Annotated in this window: 19 protein-coding genes and 2 pseudogenes; 10 read left to right on the forward strand and 11 right to left on the reverse strand. The window is 39.6% G+C overall.

What is annotated here, in order from left to right; all coding sequences use genetic code 11:
* Positions 1-68: 68 nt before the first annotated feature.
* The 7 genes and pseudogenes from LDL57_RS16815 (at position 69) to LDL57_RS16840 (ending at position 6,309) form a co-directional block, all read left to right on the forward strand.
* A complete protein-coding gene (locus tag LDL57_RS16815; protein WP_180559777.1) occupies positions 69-812 on the forward strand; it encodes a phage minor tail protein L in 744 nt (247 codons plus the stop codon).
* A complete protein-coding gene (locus tag LDL57_RS16820; protein WP_225505393.1) occupies positions 809-1,522 on the forward strand; it encodes a C40 family peptidase in 714 nt (237 codons plus the stop codon). The genes LDL57_RS16815 and LDL57_RS16820 overlap by 4 nt, the downstream gene beginning before the upstream one ends.
* The gene (locus LDL57_RS16825; RefSeq protein ID WP_225507321.1) at positions 1,519-2,127 is read left to right on the forward strand and encodes a tail assembly protein; all 609 of its coding nucleotides are present in this window, start codon (positions 1,519-1,521) and stop codon (positions 2,125-2,127) included. The genes LDL57_RS16820 and LDL57_RS16825 overlap by 4 nt, the downstream gene beginning before the upstream one ends.
* 51 nt (positions 2,128-2,178) lie before the next feature.
* A pseudogene (locus LDL57_RS18325) lies at positions 2,179-4,640 on the forward strand (TipJ family phage tail tip protein); the annotation flags it as partial.
* 316 nt (positions 4,641-4,956) lie between these two features.
* Entirely contained in the window at positions 4,957-5,280 is a 324-nt protein-coding gene (locus LDL57_RS18330; protein WP_445661349.1) for a phage tail tip fiber protein, read from the forward strand.
* A gap of 111 nt (positions 5,281-5,391) precedes the next feature.
* Positions 5,392-5,640 carry a hypothetical protein gene (locus LDL57_RS16835; RefSeq protein WP_225507879.1) on the forward strand — a complete coding sequence of 83 codons (249 nt, stop codon included), beginning with the start codon at positions 5,392-5,394 and terminating at the stop codon, positions 5,638-5,640.
* A 3-nt stretch (positions 5,641-5,643) separates the two neighbouring features.
* Complete coding sequence (locus LDL57_RS16840; protein WP_225507882.1) at positions 5,644-6,309, forward strand: hypothetical protein; 666 nt, start codon at positions 5,644-5,646, stop codon at positions 6,307-6,309.
* Positions 6,310-6,338: 29 nt separating this feature from the next.
* Here the strand turns inward: LDL57_RS16840 and LDL57_RS16845 are convergent, their stop codons facing one another.
* Complete coding sequence (locus tag LDL57_RS16845; protein ID WP_225507227.1) at positions 6,339-6,596, reverse strand: TonB family protein; 258 nt, start codon at positions 6,594-6,596, stop codon at positions 6,339-6,341.
* A 37-nt stretch (positions 6,597-6,633) separates the two neighbouring features.
* On the opposite strand from LDL57_RS16845, the gene LDL57_RS16850 reads away from it, so the two are divergent.
* The 3 genes from LDL57_RS16850 to LDL57_RS16860 all read left to right on the forward strand — a co-directional run bounded on the left by LDL57_RS16850 (position 6,634) and on the right by LDL57_RS16860 (position 8,083).
* The gene (locus LDL57_RS16850; RefSeq protein WP_225507883.1) at positions 6,634-7,188 is read left to right on the forward strand and encodes a hypothetical protein; all 555 of its coding nucleotides are present in this window, start codon (positions 6,634-6,636) and stop codon (positions 7,186-7,188) included.
* An 89-nt stretch (positions 7,189-7,277) separates the two neighbouring features.
* Positions 7,278-7,652 carry a hypothetical protein gene (locus LDL57_RS16855; protein ID WP_225507885.1) on the forward strand — a complete coding sequence of 125 codons (375 nt, stop codon included), beginning with the start codon at positions 7,278-7,280 and terminating at the stop codon, positions 7,650-7,652.
* 23 nt (positions 7,653-7,675) lie between these two features.
* A complete protein-coding gene (locus tag LDL57_RS16860; protein ID WP_445661350.1) occupies positions 7,676-8,083 on the forward strand; it encodes a phage tail fiber protein in 408 nt (135 codons plus the stop codon).
* A 24-nt stretch (positions 8,084-8,107) separates the two neighbouring features.
* Here the strand turns inward: LDL57_RS16860 and LDL57_RS16865 are convergent, their stop codons facing one another.
* From LDL57_RS16865 to LDL57_RS16910, 10 genes and pseudogenes are all read right to left on the reverse strand, one after another.
* A complete protein-coding gene (locus LDL57_RS16865) occupies positions 8,108-8,863 on the reverse strand; it encodes a BRO-N domain-containing protein (protein WP_225505385.1) in 756 nt (251 codons plus the stop codon).
* A 584-nt stretch (positions 8,864-9,447) separates the two neighbouring features.
* Complete coding sequence (locus LDL57_RS16870) at positions 9,448-9,972, reverse strand: tyrosine-type recombinase/integrase (RefSeq protein WP_225507510.1); 525 nt, start codon at positions 9,970-9,972, stop codon at positions 9,448-9,450.
* Between the two features lie 125 nt (positions 9,973-10,097).
* Positions 10,098-10,493 (reverse strand): phage integrase Arm DNA-binding domain-containing protein, encoded by a 396-nt coding sequence (locus tag LDL57_RS16875; RefSeq protein ID WP_225507887.1) that lies wholly within the window; start codon positions 10,491-10,493, stop codon positions 10,098-10,100.
* Positions 10,450-10,692 carry an excisionase gene (locus LDL57_RS16880; protein WP_225505456.1) on the reverse strand — a complete coding sequence of 81 codons (243 nt, stop codon included), beginning with the start codon at positions 10,690-10,692 and terminating at the stop codon, positions 10,450-10,452. Before LDL57_RS16880 ends, LDL57_RS16875 begins: the two co-directional genes overlap by 44 nt.
* Before the next feature lie 164 nt (positions 10,693-10,856).
* Positions 10,857-11,579: an antA/AntB antirepressor family protein gene (locus LDL57_RS16885; RefSeq protein WP_225507889.1), complete on the reverse strand. Its 723-nt coding sequence runs from the start codon at positions 11,577-11,579 to the stop codon at positions 10,857-10,859.
* Positions 11,580-11,667: 88 nt separating this feature from the next.
* Entirely contained in the window at positions 11,668-11,931 is a 264-nt protein-coding gene (locus tag LDL57_RS16890) for a hypothetical protein (RefSeq protein WP_225505454.1), read from the reverse strand.
* A 197-nt stretch (positions 11,932-12,128) separates the two neighbouring features.
* Entirely contained in the window at positions 12,129-12,689 is a 561-nt protein-coding gene (locus LDL57_RS16895; RefSeq protein ID WP_225505810.1) for a DUF669 domain-containing protein, read from the reverse strand.
* A pseudogene (locus LDL57_RS16900) lies at positions 12,686-13,365 on the reverse strand (DEAD/DEAH box helicase family protein). The gene LDL57_RS16895 and the pseudogene LDL57_RS16900 overlap by 4 nt, the downstream one beginning before the upstream one ends.
* Before the next feature lie 2 nt (positions 13,366-13,367).
* Positions 13,368-13,667 carry a hypothetical protein gene (locus LDL57_RS16905; protein WP_225505452.1) on the reverse strand — a complete coding sequence of 100 codons (300 nt, stop codon included), beginning with the start codon at positions 13,665-13,667 and terminating at the stop codon, positions 13,368-13,370.
* The gene (locus LDL57_RS16910; RefSeq protein WP_225505451.1) at positions 13,664-13,813 is read right to left on the reverse strand and encodes a hypothetical protein; all 150 of its coding nucleotides are present in this window, start codon (positions 13,811-13,813) and stop codon (positions 13,664-13,666) included. The genes LDL57_RS16905 and LDL57_RS16910 overlap by 4 nt, the downstream gene beginning before the upstream one ends.
* Positions 13,814-13,981 lie beyond the last annotated feature (168 nt).

Consider the following 13,981-nt stretch of genomic DNA (forward strand, 5'->3'; position numbering starts at 1 on the left):
GTAAAAGTAATGTTAGTTCCCTCTTTCCTCCTCCCCCTGAAGGGCAAGGTTTCCAGAGGGCATTATTGATGATAATCCATTCAGATGTGCAAAAATTAGAACCCGGTGAAAAAATCCAGTTGGTGGAAGTAGACGGCAATGCATTTGGTGGCCCTGTTTTGCGTTTTCATGCTTACAACCTTCGTTACACACCCGAGGAAATTGAAAAGGCAGAAGATAAATTAAAACCGAAGCCTATCTGGTGGCAAGGTAACGAATATGGCGCATGGCCTTATGAAATTTCGGGTTTATCAAAAAGTAGTGAAGGCAGCCAAGCCAGACCGATACTGAAAGTGGGTAATATTGATAGTCTGATATCATCACTGTGCCTGGAATTTGATGATATGGTTCAGGCAAAAGTAACCATTTATGAGACCTTTTCGCATTATCTGGATAGGAAAAATTTCCCTGATGATAATCCTACTGAGAATCCTGATGAATGCTTTAAGCAAGTATTTTATGTTGACCGAAAAAGTCATGAAGAAGCGGGGGGAATTATTCAGTTTGAACTGGCTTGCCCGTTTGATTTACAAGGCGTTATGTTGCCAGTACGTCAAATTCATAATCTCTGTTACTGGTGCATGCGGGGTTGGTATCGTTCAGGTAATGGGTGTGCCTATAATGGTAAACGCTATTTTGATGAGAAAGGCAATTCGGTGGATGACCCCGCCTTAGATGTTTGTGGTGGTCTGATGAGCGATTGTAAAAAACGATTTGGTGAAAATGTGCCCTTGGATTTTGGCGGATTCCCTGCGGCAGGTTTGATAAGATGATAACAAAAAGTCTTACTGAAGCAATATTCAACCACGTTAAAAAGGTATTTCCGCAGGAAGCCTGTGGGGTAATTTGCCAAAAGAGTCGTGTGAAACGCTATTTTCCTTGCCGTAATCTTGCTGCAAATCCCACTGAACAATTCGAATTATCACCAGAAGACTATGCCAATGCGGAAGACTGGGGACTGCCGGTTGCTATCGTCCATTCTCATTGTGGCGATGGCGTGACAACACACCCAAGTGAAATAGATAATCTGCAATGCGATGCTAGTGAATTACCGTGGGTAATTGTGTCGTGGCCTGAGGGGGATTTGCGTATAATTCAACCAAGAGGTGAGCGTGAATTAACGGGAAGAACGTTTGTTTTGGGTTACTCCGATTGCTGGACGCTGATTGTTGATTATTTTCGGCAAGAACACGGTATTACATTGAATAATTATAGTGTCACTTATCCTTGGTGGGAGCAAGGTGAAAATCGTTATATGGAGAATTTCATCAAAGAAGGTTTTGTTGAAATTAATGACATATCCAAAGTCAGTGATGTGGTCATTATGCAGGTTCAGTCTGATGTCGCCAATCATGCAGGTATTTTGCTGGATAACGGCATGCTACTGCATCATTTGTACGGGCAATTAAGCCGTGTCACGCCCTACAGTGATTACTGGCGTGACCGAACCGTCAAGATTGTCAGAAGGAAAGAATGGGCATGAGTGAACTGAGAACCGTCAGGTTATATGGAAAACTGGGCACAAAATATGGACGCGTCCATCAACTGGCCATCAGCTCCCCAAAAGAAGCCATTAAAGCATTATGTGTGCTTTACTCAGGTTTTGAGCGTTATCTGGCTGATGCCCATTTGAGAGGCGTCGAGTTTGCGGTCTTCAAGGGAAAGCATAATATCGGCGAAGATGAGTTTCACCTTGATACAACACAGGATATTCGTATTGCCCCGATAATTAAGGGAAGCAAAAACGGAGGACTGTTCCAAACTATATTAGGGGTAGCCATGATAGGCGCAGCAATGATGTTGGGGCCTGTTGGGTGGGCAGCCTTTGGGGCAGGCGGTTTTATGGGCGGTGCTTTAGCGTTAGGTGGGGCATCAATGGCATTAGGCGGTATAGCACAAATGTTGTCACCGCAACCGCCAGGAGCTTCGGTTCGTCAGGATGCCGATAATAAACCGTCTTATGCGTTTGGTGGTGCAGTGAATACGACTGCCCAGGGTAATCCAGTGCCGTTGCTGTATACCTTGGATAGAAAAGAGATAGGTGGGGCAATTATATCCGCAGGGATTTACACCGAAGACCAAAGATAGCATTAATCAAGAACTTTGAGTCGCTGAGGCGGCTTTTTCTATGGGTAAAATATGACAAACCTTATTTTTGGGGCAAAAGGTGGTGATGGCGGTGGGCATAACCCCGTAGAGTCACCCGATAGCTTGCTATCAGAATCAACCGCAAAATTACTCTTTGCTATCTCTGAGGGAGAAATTGCTGGCGGACTAGATGCTACCCGTATTTTTCTTGATGGTACGCCTATTGGTAATGCTGACGGCAGTAAAAACTTCGAGGGCGTGACGTGGGAGTTTCGACCGGGCAGTGAGCAACAAGAATACATCAAAGGCATTCCGTCAGTTGACAATGAGATTAGCATAAGCAGGGAATTAAAAGATGAACAACTGTATATCAGGTCGATAAATAATATCCAGCTGTCAGCTATTCGGTTACGTTTCTCTGTACCACAACTTCTAGAACAACACGATAATGGCGATACCTCCGGTTACCGTATTGATTATGCCATTGACCTGTCAGCGGATGGGAGTGGCTACAAAGAAGTGTTGCGGGCTGCCTTTGATGGAAAAACAACCAGCGAATATCAGCGGACGCACCGTATCGATTTGCCTGTAGCCAAAACCGGCTGGCAATTGCGTGTTCGTCGCCTCACTCCTAACAAAAATACGGCGCGAATTGCCGATAAAGTGGTTGTTGCAGCCATTACTGAGGTGATTGACGCAAAATTAAGATATCCTAATACCGCTTTATTGTTTATCACCTTTGACGCAAGACAATTTAATAATCGCATCCCCAAAGTCAGCTTGCGTCCCAAAGGTGGTTTACTGGTAAAAGTACCCTCAAACTATGACCCTGTAAACCGAACTTATTCGGGTGTCTGGAATGGAACTTTCAAGCTAGCCGCGACGAACAATCCAGCCTGGATTTTTTTATGACTTGGTTTTAAATAACCGTTACGGTTGTGGAGAACGGATTAATAGCACACAGATAGATAAGTGGGATTTATACCAGATAGCCCAGTATTGCGATGAATACGTCCCTGACGGTCAGGGTGGTTCAGGTAAAGAGCCTCGTTTTTTATGTGATATTTATATTCAGTCTCAGGAATCGGCTTATCAGGTATTGCGTGATATTGCGGGTATTTTTAGGGGTATGACGTTTTGGGCGGATAATTCTGTCAAAGCGGTGGCTGATATGCCATCGGATATCTTTCGGATTTTCACGCAAGCAAATATCGTCGATGGAAAGGTGACCTATTCAGGCGGTAGTCAGCAAAACCGTTATACGCAGGTACTGGTTTCCTATTCGGATGCCGATAATCACAGTCATGATGCTATTGAGGCGGTCTCTGATAGCAAACTGCAGCGTCGTTATGGTGTGCGTAAAACGGATATTTCGGCGATTGGTTGCACTCGACAATCAGAAGCAAACCGACGCGGACGCTGGATATTATTAACGAATGCTTATGACAGGACGATAACCTTTTCAACTGGGCTGGAAGGTGCTATCCCAACGCCTGGGCAGATTATTGGCGTGGCAGACGCAAATCTTGCTGGCCGTATTATTGGTGGCAGGATTTCATCTGTTGATGAGAGAAAAATTACGCTCGACAGGAAGGCAGATATTAAATCGGGTGACAGACTTATCATTAACTTACCTGATGGAAAATCAGAAGCAAGAACAGTCCAGACGGTTAACGACAATATTATCACTGTAACAGCCCGTTATTCTCAACCCATTGAAAAAAATGCGGTTTGGACAATAGATGCCAACGACCTGGCAATTCAGCTTTATCGCGTAATTAGCATTCAGGACAATGCCGATAATACCTATACCATCACGGGGACTTTCCATAATCCAGATAAATATGCGCATATTGATGCTGGAGCCAGGATTGATAAAAGACCCATTACTGTCATCCCCTGGTGTCCAATTACCTCCAAAGAACGTACATATCTCTGCTTATACCCATATCAATCAAGGGATTGCTGTTACAACGTTAAGAGTTGACTGGGATGCCACAGAAAATGCGATTGCCTATGAGGCACAATGGCGAAGAGGGAATAATAACTGGGTAAGTATACCTCGAACGTCAACACCGAGTTTTGAAGTTCAAGGGATATATGCCGGACGCTATCAGGTAAGAGTAAGAGCCATAAACTCATCGGATATCTCATCTATCTGGGCGAATGCTCCTGAGACAATACTGAAAGGTAAGGAAGGCGAACCTCCTGCACCTGTTAACTTCAGGGCTTCCACATTGGTGTTTGGGATAAAATTAGACTGGGGATTTAACGAAAATACGGAAGACACGTTAAAACAGAGATTCAGTACAGCGAAACCAATGACGGTGAAGGTTTGATGTTACTGGCTGATATACCTTATCCTTCAAAAAGCCATGAAATGTCAGGGTTGGCCGCAGGGACAGACTTTTATTTTCGCGCAAGACTGGTTGATAAATCCGGTAACCAGTCACCGTGGACAGAATTTGTGCGGGGTGAGGCAGAATTTGATGCTAGCAGTATCATTGATGAAATAGACAAAAAAATTAACGATACGGAAGCGATTAAGCAGTTAAAGAAAGGGATAGACAGTAGCACAGAAGCGATACTGGAAAACGCGAAGGGACTCAACGGCAATACGCAGTATTTCATGCGTCAAAACGGCAAAATGAAAGCGGAAATTGTCAGGGTTGATAATTATGTGGTAACCGAGACTAAAGCCTTAGCCGAGTCTATCCATCAGGTCAGAGCGACAGCGGATAAGTCATGGGCAGCCGCTCAGAATTCACTACAAGCTAAGTACGACATGAAAAGGGTGAGGCTTCTGCAACTTGGACATCGTTAGTCAAGATTCACTATGACGGCGTCTCTTATGATGCAGGAATGGTGATTGGCGCTGAGCTCAAAACGGTAAAGTTAGTACACAGATTGGCTTTAGCGCCCAAACATTCATCGTATACAATCCGGCCAATGGCAAGATGGAGCCGGTTTTGCCATCAAAACGGTCAGGTTGTTATGAGTTCAGTTTTTATTGGTGATGGAACGATAACAAATGCAAAAATTAAAAATGGAGCAATCACAAGAGCCAAAATAGTAGAGTCGTTAGAATCAGATAATTATGAGAAAGACAAAAAAGGAATAAAATTGATTTTGCTAATGGGATTATGGAGATGAATAGTTATGAAGAAGGGCAGGGTCGGATGGTTATTAATAATAATAAAATTGATGTGTTTGATGGATCTGGTGCGCTAAGAGTGAGGATAGGTAAGTTATGAGTAATTTTGGTTGCCAAGTTTTTTTAAAAATGGTGCTAACATAGAGACATTAGTCGTGCCAGTTTTCTTTTTAGACTTTATAACAAATGGAAATGGCGAAAAGACATACACAATACCAGAAAATCGATCCCTTAAAGTCTTGCATTCAAATACTTTTAGTGATGGTAGCGCTAAAAAAACTGAAGCAGATATAAAAGGAAATAAAATAACTTACAGAAACACATCAGAAGAAAGACCATTATTGGTTATTGCGGAGTAAATTATGTATGGAGGAAAGATAATTTCAGAAAAAGGCACAGTGTGGATATCGCCTGATGTAACGCCCCTTAATTTAGTAAAACGCGTTGATTTGACTATTACAACTGGCACATTCGGTCAAATTATAAAAACAGAAATACCAAATAATAGACCCATTGTTTTTTTTACTCGTGTCTTCTCTGACAAAATAGGAGTAGCAGCAGTGCCACTCAATAGTAATGGGCAATGGAGCTTAGAAATAAGAGCCGCAAGAAATGCAAAAGGTACAACGGAATCAGTGAAAATAAGGTTTTACATATTTAGTAATTTTGTCCCTAAAGATGTAAGTTCAGACTGGGGTATTCAATACTTTAATGCGAAAGGAGAGCTAACTTGGACTGGAGACATGATACCTTTAGAAGTTTATTCTGGAGTAGCTCCTAACGATAGTAATTACAAGGTTGATGTAGGATTTACTTGTGCAGTTGCGCCTTATTTTTCTGCATCCTACACAGCAGGATTTATCCCCAGTAAACCCCCAGTCTATATATGGATTACTAACGCCTGGAAGGCGTATGGAAATGTTATATCATCATACATAGTTGACAATATTAATTCATCTAGCTCAGGTTATGATCAATTTTACTCTAACAATTACTACTATATAAAAGCTAGTAATTACGATTACTAATGTCTTTTTTATCAAAAACAACAGTTAAATTAACAAATTTTTTTTGGTTTGTTTTTTTCAAATCTTTGTTTGTATAAAGCTTTTTTCACAGCCTGATCAAACATAAATGCTGGTTTAGATTCTAAAATCTTTATGTTCTCAACTGAGCCATTTTCGTCAATATCGTAAACAACCTTAACATATCCATTCTGGTTTAAATGCCATGCTCTATCTGGGTAGTCAACTTCAATGGCAGTGCAAAAAGAGTGGTATAAATACGCTATTAACAAGATCAAAACTGATTTCATAGACTTTCCTTTTTCTAAATATATTTGGATATGTAACATGATATACAACACAGGCACAATTACAACCGCGTCAGGGTCTTCTGTTGTCAAAGGCACAGGCACGAAATGGAATAGTAATAATCCACTCGTATCACCAGGCATGTTAATGCTGATTAAAAACGGCGATATAAACTATCCTTACATGATATTGGCAGTTAATAGTGACACTGAATTAACGTTAGCAGATAAGCCGACTTTTAGCGCAACAGATACCACTTACAGCATTAATCTCACTGAACCCAATAATAATTCTGATGCGGCAAGAGCACTAGTTGCAGCTAACACTTACATCCTTTACTTTCTGCAAAACATGGATACCTGGATGGGGGACAACGGTGTCGTTGAAATAACGTTACCGAGCGGTAAAACAGTCAAGTTAGAGTCGATTAAAGCACTACAAGAGTTAGTAGAAGGAAAAGCTGATGCGAGTAGTGTTGAAGAGATAAAAACAGCAGTAGAAGGAAAAGCTGATGCGAGTAGTGTTGAAGAGATAAAAACAGCAGTAGAAGGAAAAGCTGATGCGAGTAGTGTTGAAGAGATAAAACAGCAGTAGAAGGAAAAGCTGATGCGAGTAGTGTTACTGAAATTAGCGAAAACTTAGATAAAAAGTATGATAAAACTGGCGGTCAGATAACCGGCGATGTGCAATTAAACACAGGAAAAATAAAAGCAAAGAATGCAAACAATGTTACTGATCATGTTTTTCAAGATAAGAACGGTACATTGATGCATGTCGGAGATTTTGGCATCGGTATTGTTAATCCAGCCTCCCTTAAAGATATAAATGTAACACTTGAAGCAGGATTTTATAGTGCTAATGGAAATGCTACTGGTGTACCGAGTGGCGCAGGCGGAACAAATTTCATACAGTCCAATGGTGATAATTATTGTTTTCAAATAGGAAAGGAAAATTTAACTAATGACTTGAAGTTGCGCATTAAGAAAAAAAACGTATGGTCTGCATGGGTAAATATTTTAACTAAAGCAAATACAACATTTGATGCAAATGGGTTTTAAAAAGAGCATCGCCAATAGTCAAAATCCATCCATCCGGAAGCTTTGAAACTAACGAAGAATCAGCAGGAGTCAATGTCCAGCGAACTGGATTAGGAGTCTATTTCATCTCAGGTGTTATGGGCTATAACTCGGATGGTGGATGGGGTACAAACTCCGGCGCATCAGTACCTAAAAATAATAATGGTTTGGAGCTTATTTATATTAAAGATAAAATCCTACCTGACGGTAATATTGAAATACAAACATTCCACCGTCAGCACAGTCATTTGCCAGAAGATTTTCAGAATTGGCGAGTTAAAGAAATTATTAACGAAAAACCAGTTTATTACGCTGACGGTGAACAAGTTGATATTCCACCTTCAACATGGCTAGATATCCGTGTAGAAATGCCCGTTGATTCAATCTGGAATCGGCAGCATGCGCAAAACTAATAGCCCCATGACAGGGGCATCCTATTAGCAGCGTTGGAGGAAATGGGTCAATTCCGCTTTATGCCAGTTTGATAGCGCCCCATTAAGCATTAGCTGGTTATCCTGTGTAGTCTGAGATAGTAAATTTTCAATCTCAGTGATAACTCTATCTGCATTTTCACGTTTGCGAATAATACGTTTAATTGCTAACTTCTCTGCATCGGCTATTACATCTTGAAGCGCTTCCGTGACATGCCAGATACGTTCACACTCTGTAGCTATAGAAGGGACCAGTCTGACTTCCATTGGATAAGGTGAGGGAATGCCGGTGACTTCTCTCAATGCATACCAGATAGCATTATTCCATGCTTGTTTGAAACGAAAGTTTTGTGTCATCAGTGCAATGATACGGGCGAGATTTTGGGTATCTTTGCTGCTGAACTTTTCGTGAGCTTCGGGTTGGTATTTTGGGTGCTCATATTTACCCGTTTTGCGGATTGATGGAAGGACTTCATTTGTTACCCATTTTTTAAAAAGCTTAGCTTCTGGCTTACGGCTACGCAGTATAGATGAATATAGTCCAGACTCATTGATTATTAACATTTCTTGATGACCTCCAAGGGTGGGCACAATATGCCTATCCTTTTCGTCATCATCTAAGTTACGTACCATATCCTTTGCTGAAAGATAATTAAGGGAATTTGAAATATCAGATGCAACAAACCAAGGTTGATCGTTTATCAATAAAACACGAACATTGTTATTATGAAAATTAAATAAAACAGGACCGAAATTTTTCATTATTTTGACTCCTAAGCTTTATGGAGCCTACCAAAATCGCTGTCAAACGATGGGCGGTAGACCGTACGCGGGTTGACAGACCGGAGCTTAGGGATCCGGCAGAGATTATACTCTCCCACGCACGATCCACCATAATTGAGCATAAAAAAACGCCTCTTAATGGCGTCGTGCGCCTAAGCTTTTGGGCTGTCAAACCCGACATCTGATTTTGCAGATGCACACAAACTATAGCGCATGATTTCTTCTTTCGTCAATGGGTATTTTGTAATCGTAGTTAAACGAATGGTTAGGGTGTTTTTGGAATTGAAAATGAGTGTGAATTTAGACTGAGATTTTAGCCGAAATGAGCTAAAATTAGAACTCACTATAAGCCGTAACTAATTGATTTATAGTGAGTGAAATCGCTTGTTTTTACGTGTAAATATGTATATTAAGTGAGCTATATTTTTATAAATGATTGATATTTATGGTTTTTTGTATTTAAAGTCATCTAATGCGTTATTAGTTGCTATTATTAATTATCCTTAAAAATCAATATGATAAAACAAAATTATCACTATAAGTCACTATTCATCCATTAAAATTTAAATCTCAATCCAACTATTATTTCTATCATCTTGATATTTTGCTGTCATTGTGGCCGACTTATGTCCTAGCAGCTTTTGCGCAAAATTGCTACCCATTGTTTCAGTGTAGAGTCTAGCAGATAAGCTTCTAATTTCATGAAAAGAGGGTGGCTCACCTACCCAATTTAATTGAGAAATATCTCTGAACCTTCTAAATTCTTTTGATATTCTTTCTACTGTAATTTTATTTCCATTATTGTTAATGACAAACTCTGAATTATTCACACAATCTGCAATAGTCTTTGATAATTTAATTCCGTAAAGTTCAATATCAAGAGGGATTGCTATTTTTGCTCCTGTTTTTTGTTGGATTATCCATAATTTCCCATCATGAATATCTTTATATTTTATTTTAGAGACATCAGATACTCTTTGCCCTGTAACTAGCGCTAATTTCATAGCATGAGTTAACCAATGATGGTCATTATTTATTAAACCTAAAATAGTATTAAAATCTTCTAAAGATAATCTTGCTCTTTGAATTTTTTATTTTTGGCGTCTTTGTTGATGTCACTGGATTTATTTCTATTAGTCCTAATGATATTGCTTCTCTAAAACAATCATTTAATAAACTGCGCATTAGTTTCGCAGTTGTCATTCTTTCTTCATTAATTGATAACTGAAGAAAATCCGCAATCTGTTTCTGTGGTTATGTTTTGAATCGGCGCATTAACAAATCCTTTTCTGATCACACCTATTCTTTGCTTATAGTCTTTTAATGTTTTCTCTCTTAATCCTCTTGTTTTCAATATTTCTTCATATCTATCTAAAAACTCATGAAAATAGACAGTTCCCTGTCCGTCGATCCTTTCTGTTAGTGGCTTTACTTTCTCTGCTTTCATCAATAACTGATTTGCACTAATAGCCTCGTTAATTGCATAGGCTTTGTTTCTACCCAAACCGTATTCCTTACGTGTACGTGGGTCCCTATAGGAATAATACCCGTTTCTTTTGTACAGGTTAGGGGGCAAATCCCGATTTTTTGTTTTTCTGATTCTGGTCATGGCCTATCCTTTGCAGCAACATACTTTTATGACTAACTTCGTTAATGCTGTTAACTTTGATTGCACACTCTTCAACTAAATATTCTCTTCCATCCTTGATGGGGGGAGGTTGAATTAGCCCATTTCTAACCCAACCCCTGACTGTGTCCATTCTTCTTGGTCTATCCCTCCTTGCATTCCATTCCGCTAAAGTAATCATGTTTATTTATCCTCATTCAAAAACAGATAGCCTAAGCACACATTGTTATGTGTTGAAATATGATCAGTTATGAATTATCTGTGGTAAGATTGTTGCTGTTGTGTTTGTATCCACAACATTTTCCCTGGTGTTGGCTCGCCTTGCGCGTGTCTTTTTTAGTAGCATTATTCACTAATAAGAATGGATAATTTTCCAAGTCCTTTTGGCGTAATTCTTACCTGTTCAGTTAACTTTTCCGAACCGTCATTTCTAGCAACGACAGTCACTTTGTGCTCAATTAAATCCTGCTTGATTTTATCCTGATAGCCAACCCAACTTTTTCCACCAACACGCCAATAAATCCAATCATGTCCTTGTAACCATGAAAAAAGTGCCTTGGGTTTCATTTGGAGTGATTTTGCCGCATCAGTGATACAAAGCGATCCTTCTGAATAACTGATTCGTTTTAGTGCTTCGACTTGCGGTTTCATTTCATCGATTTTGTGTTCTAGTGCAATAACTTTTTCTGTGTAATTGAGTAGCAGCCCTCGCATTGCTGATGGATTATTTAGTATTTCAACAGGGTTGACAGCTTCCAATGCTTTTCTTTCGCATTCAATAAAATACTGTCTGGCCTGTTTCCCTTTTTCGTTGCGCTCAACCATGGATAGCTCTTTCGCCATATTGATAGAGATTGCGTATTCTATCGAAGGTCTACCTTTTGCGGTTTTTTCCGCAAAAGTCACAAAGTCTTCGTTTTCAATGAATCCATACTTTTCAATGCGGTCTTTTATCCAATCTTTAAAATGGTTTTTTATCTCCAAAAATGAATGTAAATCTCGCGCATTAACCGTCTGTATTAATTCACCATTGATATTTTTTGTTTCGATGTTGATTAAATTTTGCATATAATGATTCCTCAAAGTTAATTGATGAATGCATACTTAGTTGATTAAGTGGAATAGGTTAGGTGGGTAAAGATTTCTTGTGTTGCAACTACTTCTTCAAGGTATCAAGGAACACCCCCAAAATGATCATAAGTGCTGGCACCAGCATGACACCAATAACCAGTAGCTCTTGTCCGCCTAAATGAATATTGCCTAATTCACCACGTTTAAACCTGATTTGCGGGTCAATGACGGCATCGGCGTGCGCGAGATGTCCAACAATGAGTTCAAAGGCAAACGCTGCACCGATAAACAAAAATGTTGTGATTAGTAAATTAATGATGTTAAGTTTCATGATTGAACCTTTTAACATTGGATTATTTCTTAATGCAAATTGCTTTTGCGTTGATATCCTTGAAAGTTTCAAATTCACGCTCAAACTGTTTAGCGGCGAATTGGCACATATTCTCAGTGTCAAATTCCTGAGTATGAACACTTGCAAAGTCATTTGACGCGTAAGGGCTGGCGTACATGGATAGGATTAAAACCCACATGGTAGGAACTCCTTGTCTAGAAAGGATTAAACTCATTATTTACTGGCGTATGGGTTGGTCTACGCTCGTCTCTATCTTTTAGAGTGCGCAACAAGTTTTTAACTGCTTGTGCGGGTTTGTTTTCAACTTTTTCTAAAAGCGTTTGTCCAGTGTTTGCTACAAATGGCATACGGATATCAAAGCTGTAACTTTCATCGCCATTTTTCTTCGTTCTTAGAACTTTTTGCAAAACAAGTCCTACTTTTTTGCCATGGAATTCTGGCGCAACCAGGTTATTGTTGTGGGCAACCGAGGTTACTCGCTGAATTCCAATGCATCCCATCATGGCATTGACCATATTTTGACCGAAAGGGTTTACCGTGCCGTCATTTTTCTTACAACAAATACTCAGATAGTTAACTTTTCTGCCATCCTCCGATTCACCTGAGAATTCAATAAACTCAGCGCCTTTATCACTTTTGCTTAATTTTGCCTCTGCAATTGTGATCACATACGCGCCTGATTCATTAATGAACCCCCCTTGATAGGTTAATAAGGCTGACTCCTCGCTGTAGGTAAAGATAATGTTGTGGTTCATGCTGTTTTCTCCGTTATGTTAGTTTTTTTTAAGCTGTAATAGTCACAAATCGCTGTATCAACTGCGTTTATGTCGTTTTCAATTTCGGGTGTTTCAAACATTCCCATTGGGGATTTGACGGTATCATAACCGCTGTTTTGTGTTGAAAATAAGTATTGACCATCCTTAACTACCGTTTTCAGTACAATAGTAAACATGCCCTCAACGGTTATTTTTTCATCAAGCATTTTGCCAATTGTTTTCATCTTGACTTTACCTAATGGTGTTTCTTCGGTATGCGAGAGAAAATATATCCTTAGATCATCTGATGATGATTTTACTGCCGCATTGATCACATTCCATGTGTGAGCGCCTATTTCTGTAAATTTATCGAAAGATTTTTCATCTGATCTGCGCATGAATTCATTTGCCATCAGATATTGAAAATCATCAATAACAACTATCTTCTTCCTGTAACTAGAGGCTTTTTCGATAGCTTTCATGATGTATTGCCAACAGTCACTGACAAATATTGAGGTTGTGGCATCTTTTTGATCCCAATTTCGCCATTGAGTTGATTTAAACGGCAAAGGTTTTTTAAAGTTTGGATTAATAAAGTTTCTTCAGGGCTTAGATGTCTAAGGCTAGCGGATTTTCCTGTCCCTGACTCACCCAGTATTAGTGTTGCGGTCGCCATATCTAATCACCTCTTATTTTTCCACCTAACGGTCCATCTCTTAGTTCTTGATCAAGGAAAGGATTGTATTCTTTATTTTGAACATATATAGGATTGTAAGTATTTGGCGAGGATTGAATTATTAATTTTTCTAGCTCCTTTGCTTCTTTATCGTACATTTCCATTGCCTGACGCTTTTCTTTCATCGATGGCGACAATGGTTCTTTTCCTTGCCTGGTTGCCTCCATCTGTTGTATTGCATAGGCAATAGCGTCTTCTTTTGATTGGCATCTCCTTTTATCCGTTAGCCTCGGCATTTTCATGTAAAATCTCCTCGAAAATCCTGCCAGCTAACAGGAACATTTTGTTGCCCCAGTACCTCACGTTGATGTTCATATTTGTTATGTTCCTTAAGCTCATTGCTTTTTCTTTGCTTCTTAACCAACTGAGTTAATTCAAATAAAGTCATGAGTTATTCCTATCTTGCTAACAATAAAACGAGGCTTGCCAACGCAATGATTAGCACGGTGGGGATAATTTTAAGCTGTCTTTTGGGCGAAGCTGTCACTATTTAAGACGTAGCGCAGCTCCTGCTGTTTAAGCTGGTTCATGTTTTAGCTCCTGGTTAATTGAAGAT

Source organism: Arsenophonus apicola (assembly GCF_020268605.1).
In the GTDB taxonomy this organism is placed as follows: Bacteria; Pseudomonadota; Gammaproteobacteria; order Enterobacterales; family Enterobacteriaceae; genus Arsenophonus; species Arsenophonus apicola.

Bases quoted from the DNA above. Each gene is read 5' to 3' on its own strand.
- LDL57_RS16815 (WP_180559777.1), top strand. From the start codon at position 69: ATGATAATCCATTCAGATGTGCAAAAATTAGAACCCGGTGAAAAAATC.
- LDL57_RS16820 (WP_225505393.1), top strand. From the start codon at position 809: ATGATAACAAAAAGTCTTACTGAAGCAATATTCAACCACGTTAAAAAG.
- LDL57_RS16825 (WP_225507321.1), top strand. From the start codon at position 1,519: ATGAGTGAACTGAGAACCGTCAGGTTATATGGAAAACTGGGCACAAAA.
- LDL57_RS16840 (WP_225507882.1), top strand. From the start codon at position 5,644: ATGTATGGAGGAAAGATAATTTCAGAAAAAGGCACAGTGTGGATATCG.
- LDL57_RS16845 (WP_225507227.1), bottom strand. From the start codon at position 6,596: ATGAAATCAGTTTTGATCTTGTTAATAGCGTATTTATACCACTCTTTT.
- LDL57_RS16850 (WP_225507883.1), top strand. From the start codon at position 6,634: ATGATATACAACACAGGCACAATTACAACCGCGTCAGGGTCTTCTGTT.
- LDL57_RS16865 (WP_225505385.1), bottom strand. From the start codon at position 8,863: ATGAAAAATTTCGGTCCTGTTTTATTTAATTTTCATAATAACAATGTT.
- LDL57_RS16875 (WP_225507887.1), bottom strand. From the start codon at position 10,493: ATGACCAGAATCAGAAAAACAAAAAATCGGGATTTGCCCCCTAACCTG.
- LDL57_RS16880 (WP_225505456.1), bottom strand. From the start codon at position 10,692: ATGATTACTTTAGCGGAATGGAATGCAAGGAGGGATAGACCAAGAAGA.
- LDL57_RS16885 (WP_225507889.1), bottom strand. From the start codon at position 11,579: ATGCAAAATTTAATCAACATCGAAACAAAAAATATCAATGGTGAATTA.
- LDL57_RS16890 (WP_225505454.1), bottom strand. From the start codon at position 11,931: ATGTTAAAAGGTTCAATCATGAAACTTAACATCATTAATTTACTAATC.
- LDL57_RS16895 (WP_225505810.1), bottom strand. From the start codon at position 12,689: ATGAACCACAACATTATCTTTACCTACAGCGAGGAGTCAGCCTTATTA.
- LDL57_RS16905 (WP_225505452.1), bottom strand. From the start codon at position 13,667: ATGAAAATGCCGAGGCTAACGGATAAAAGGAGATGCCAATCAAAAGAA.
- LDL57_RS16910 (WP_225505451.1), bottom strand. From the start codon at position 13,813: ATGACTTTATTTGAATTAACTCAGTTGGTTAAGAAGCAAAGAAAAAGC.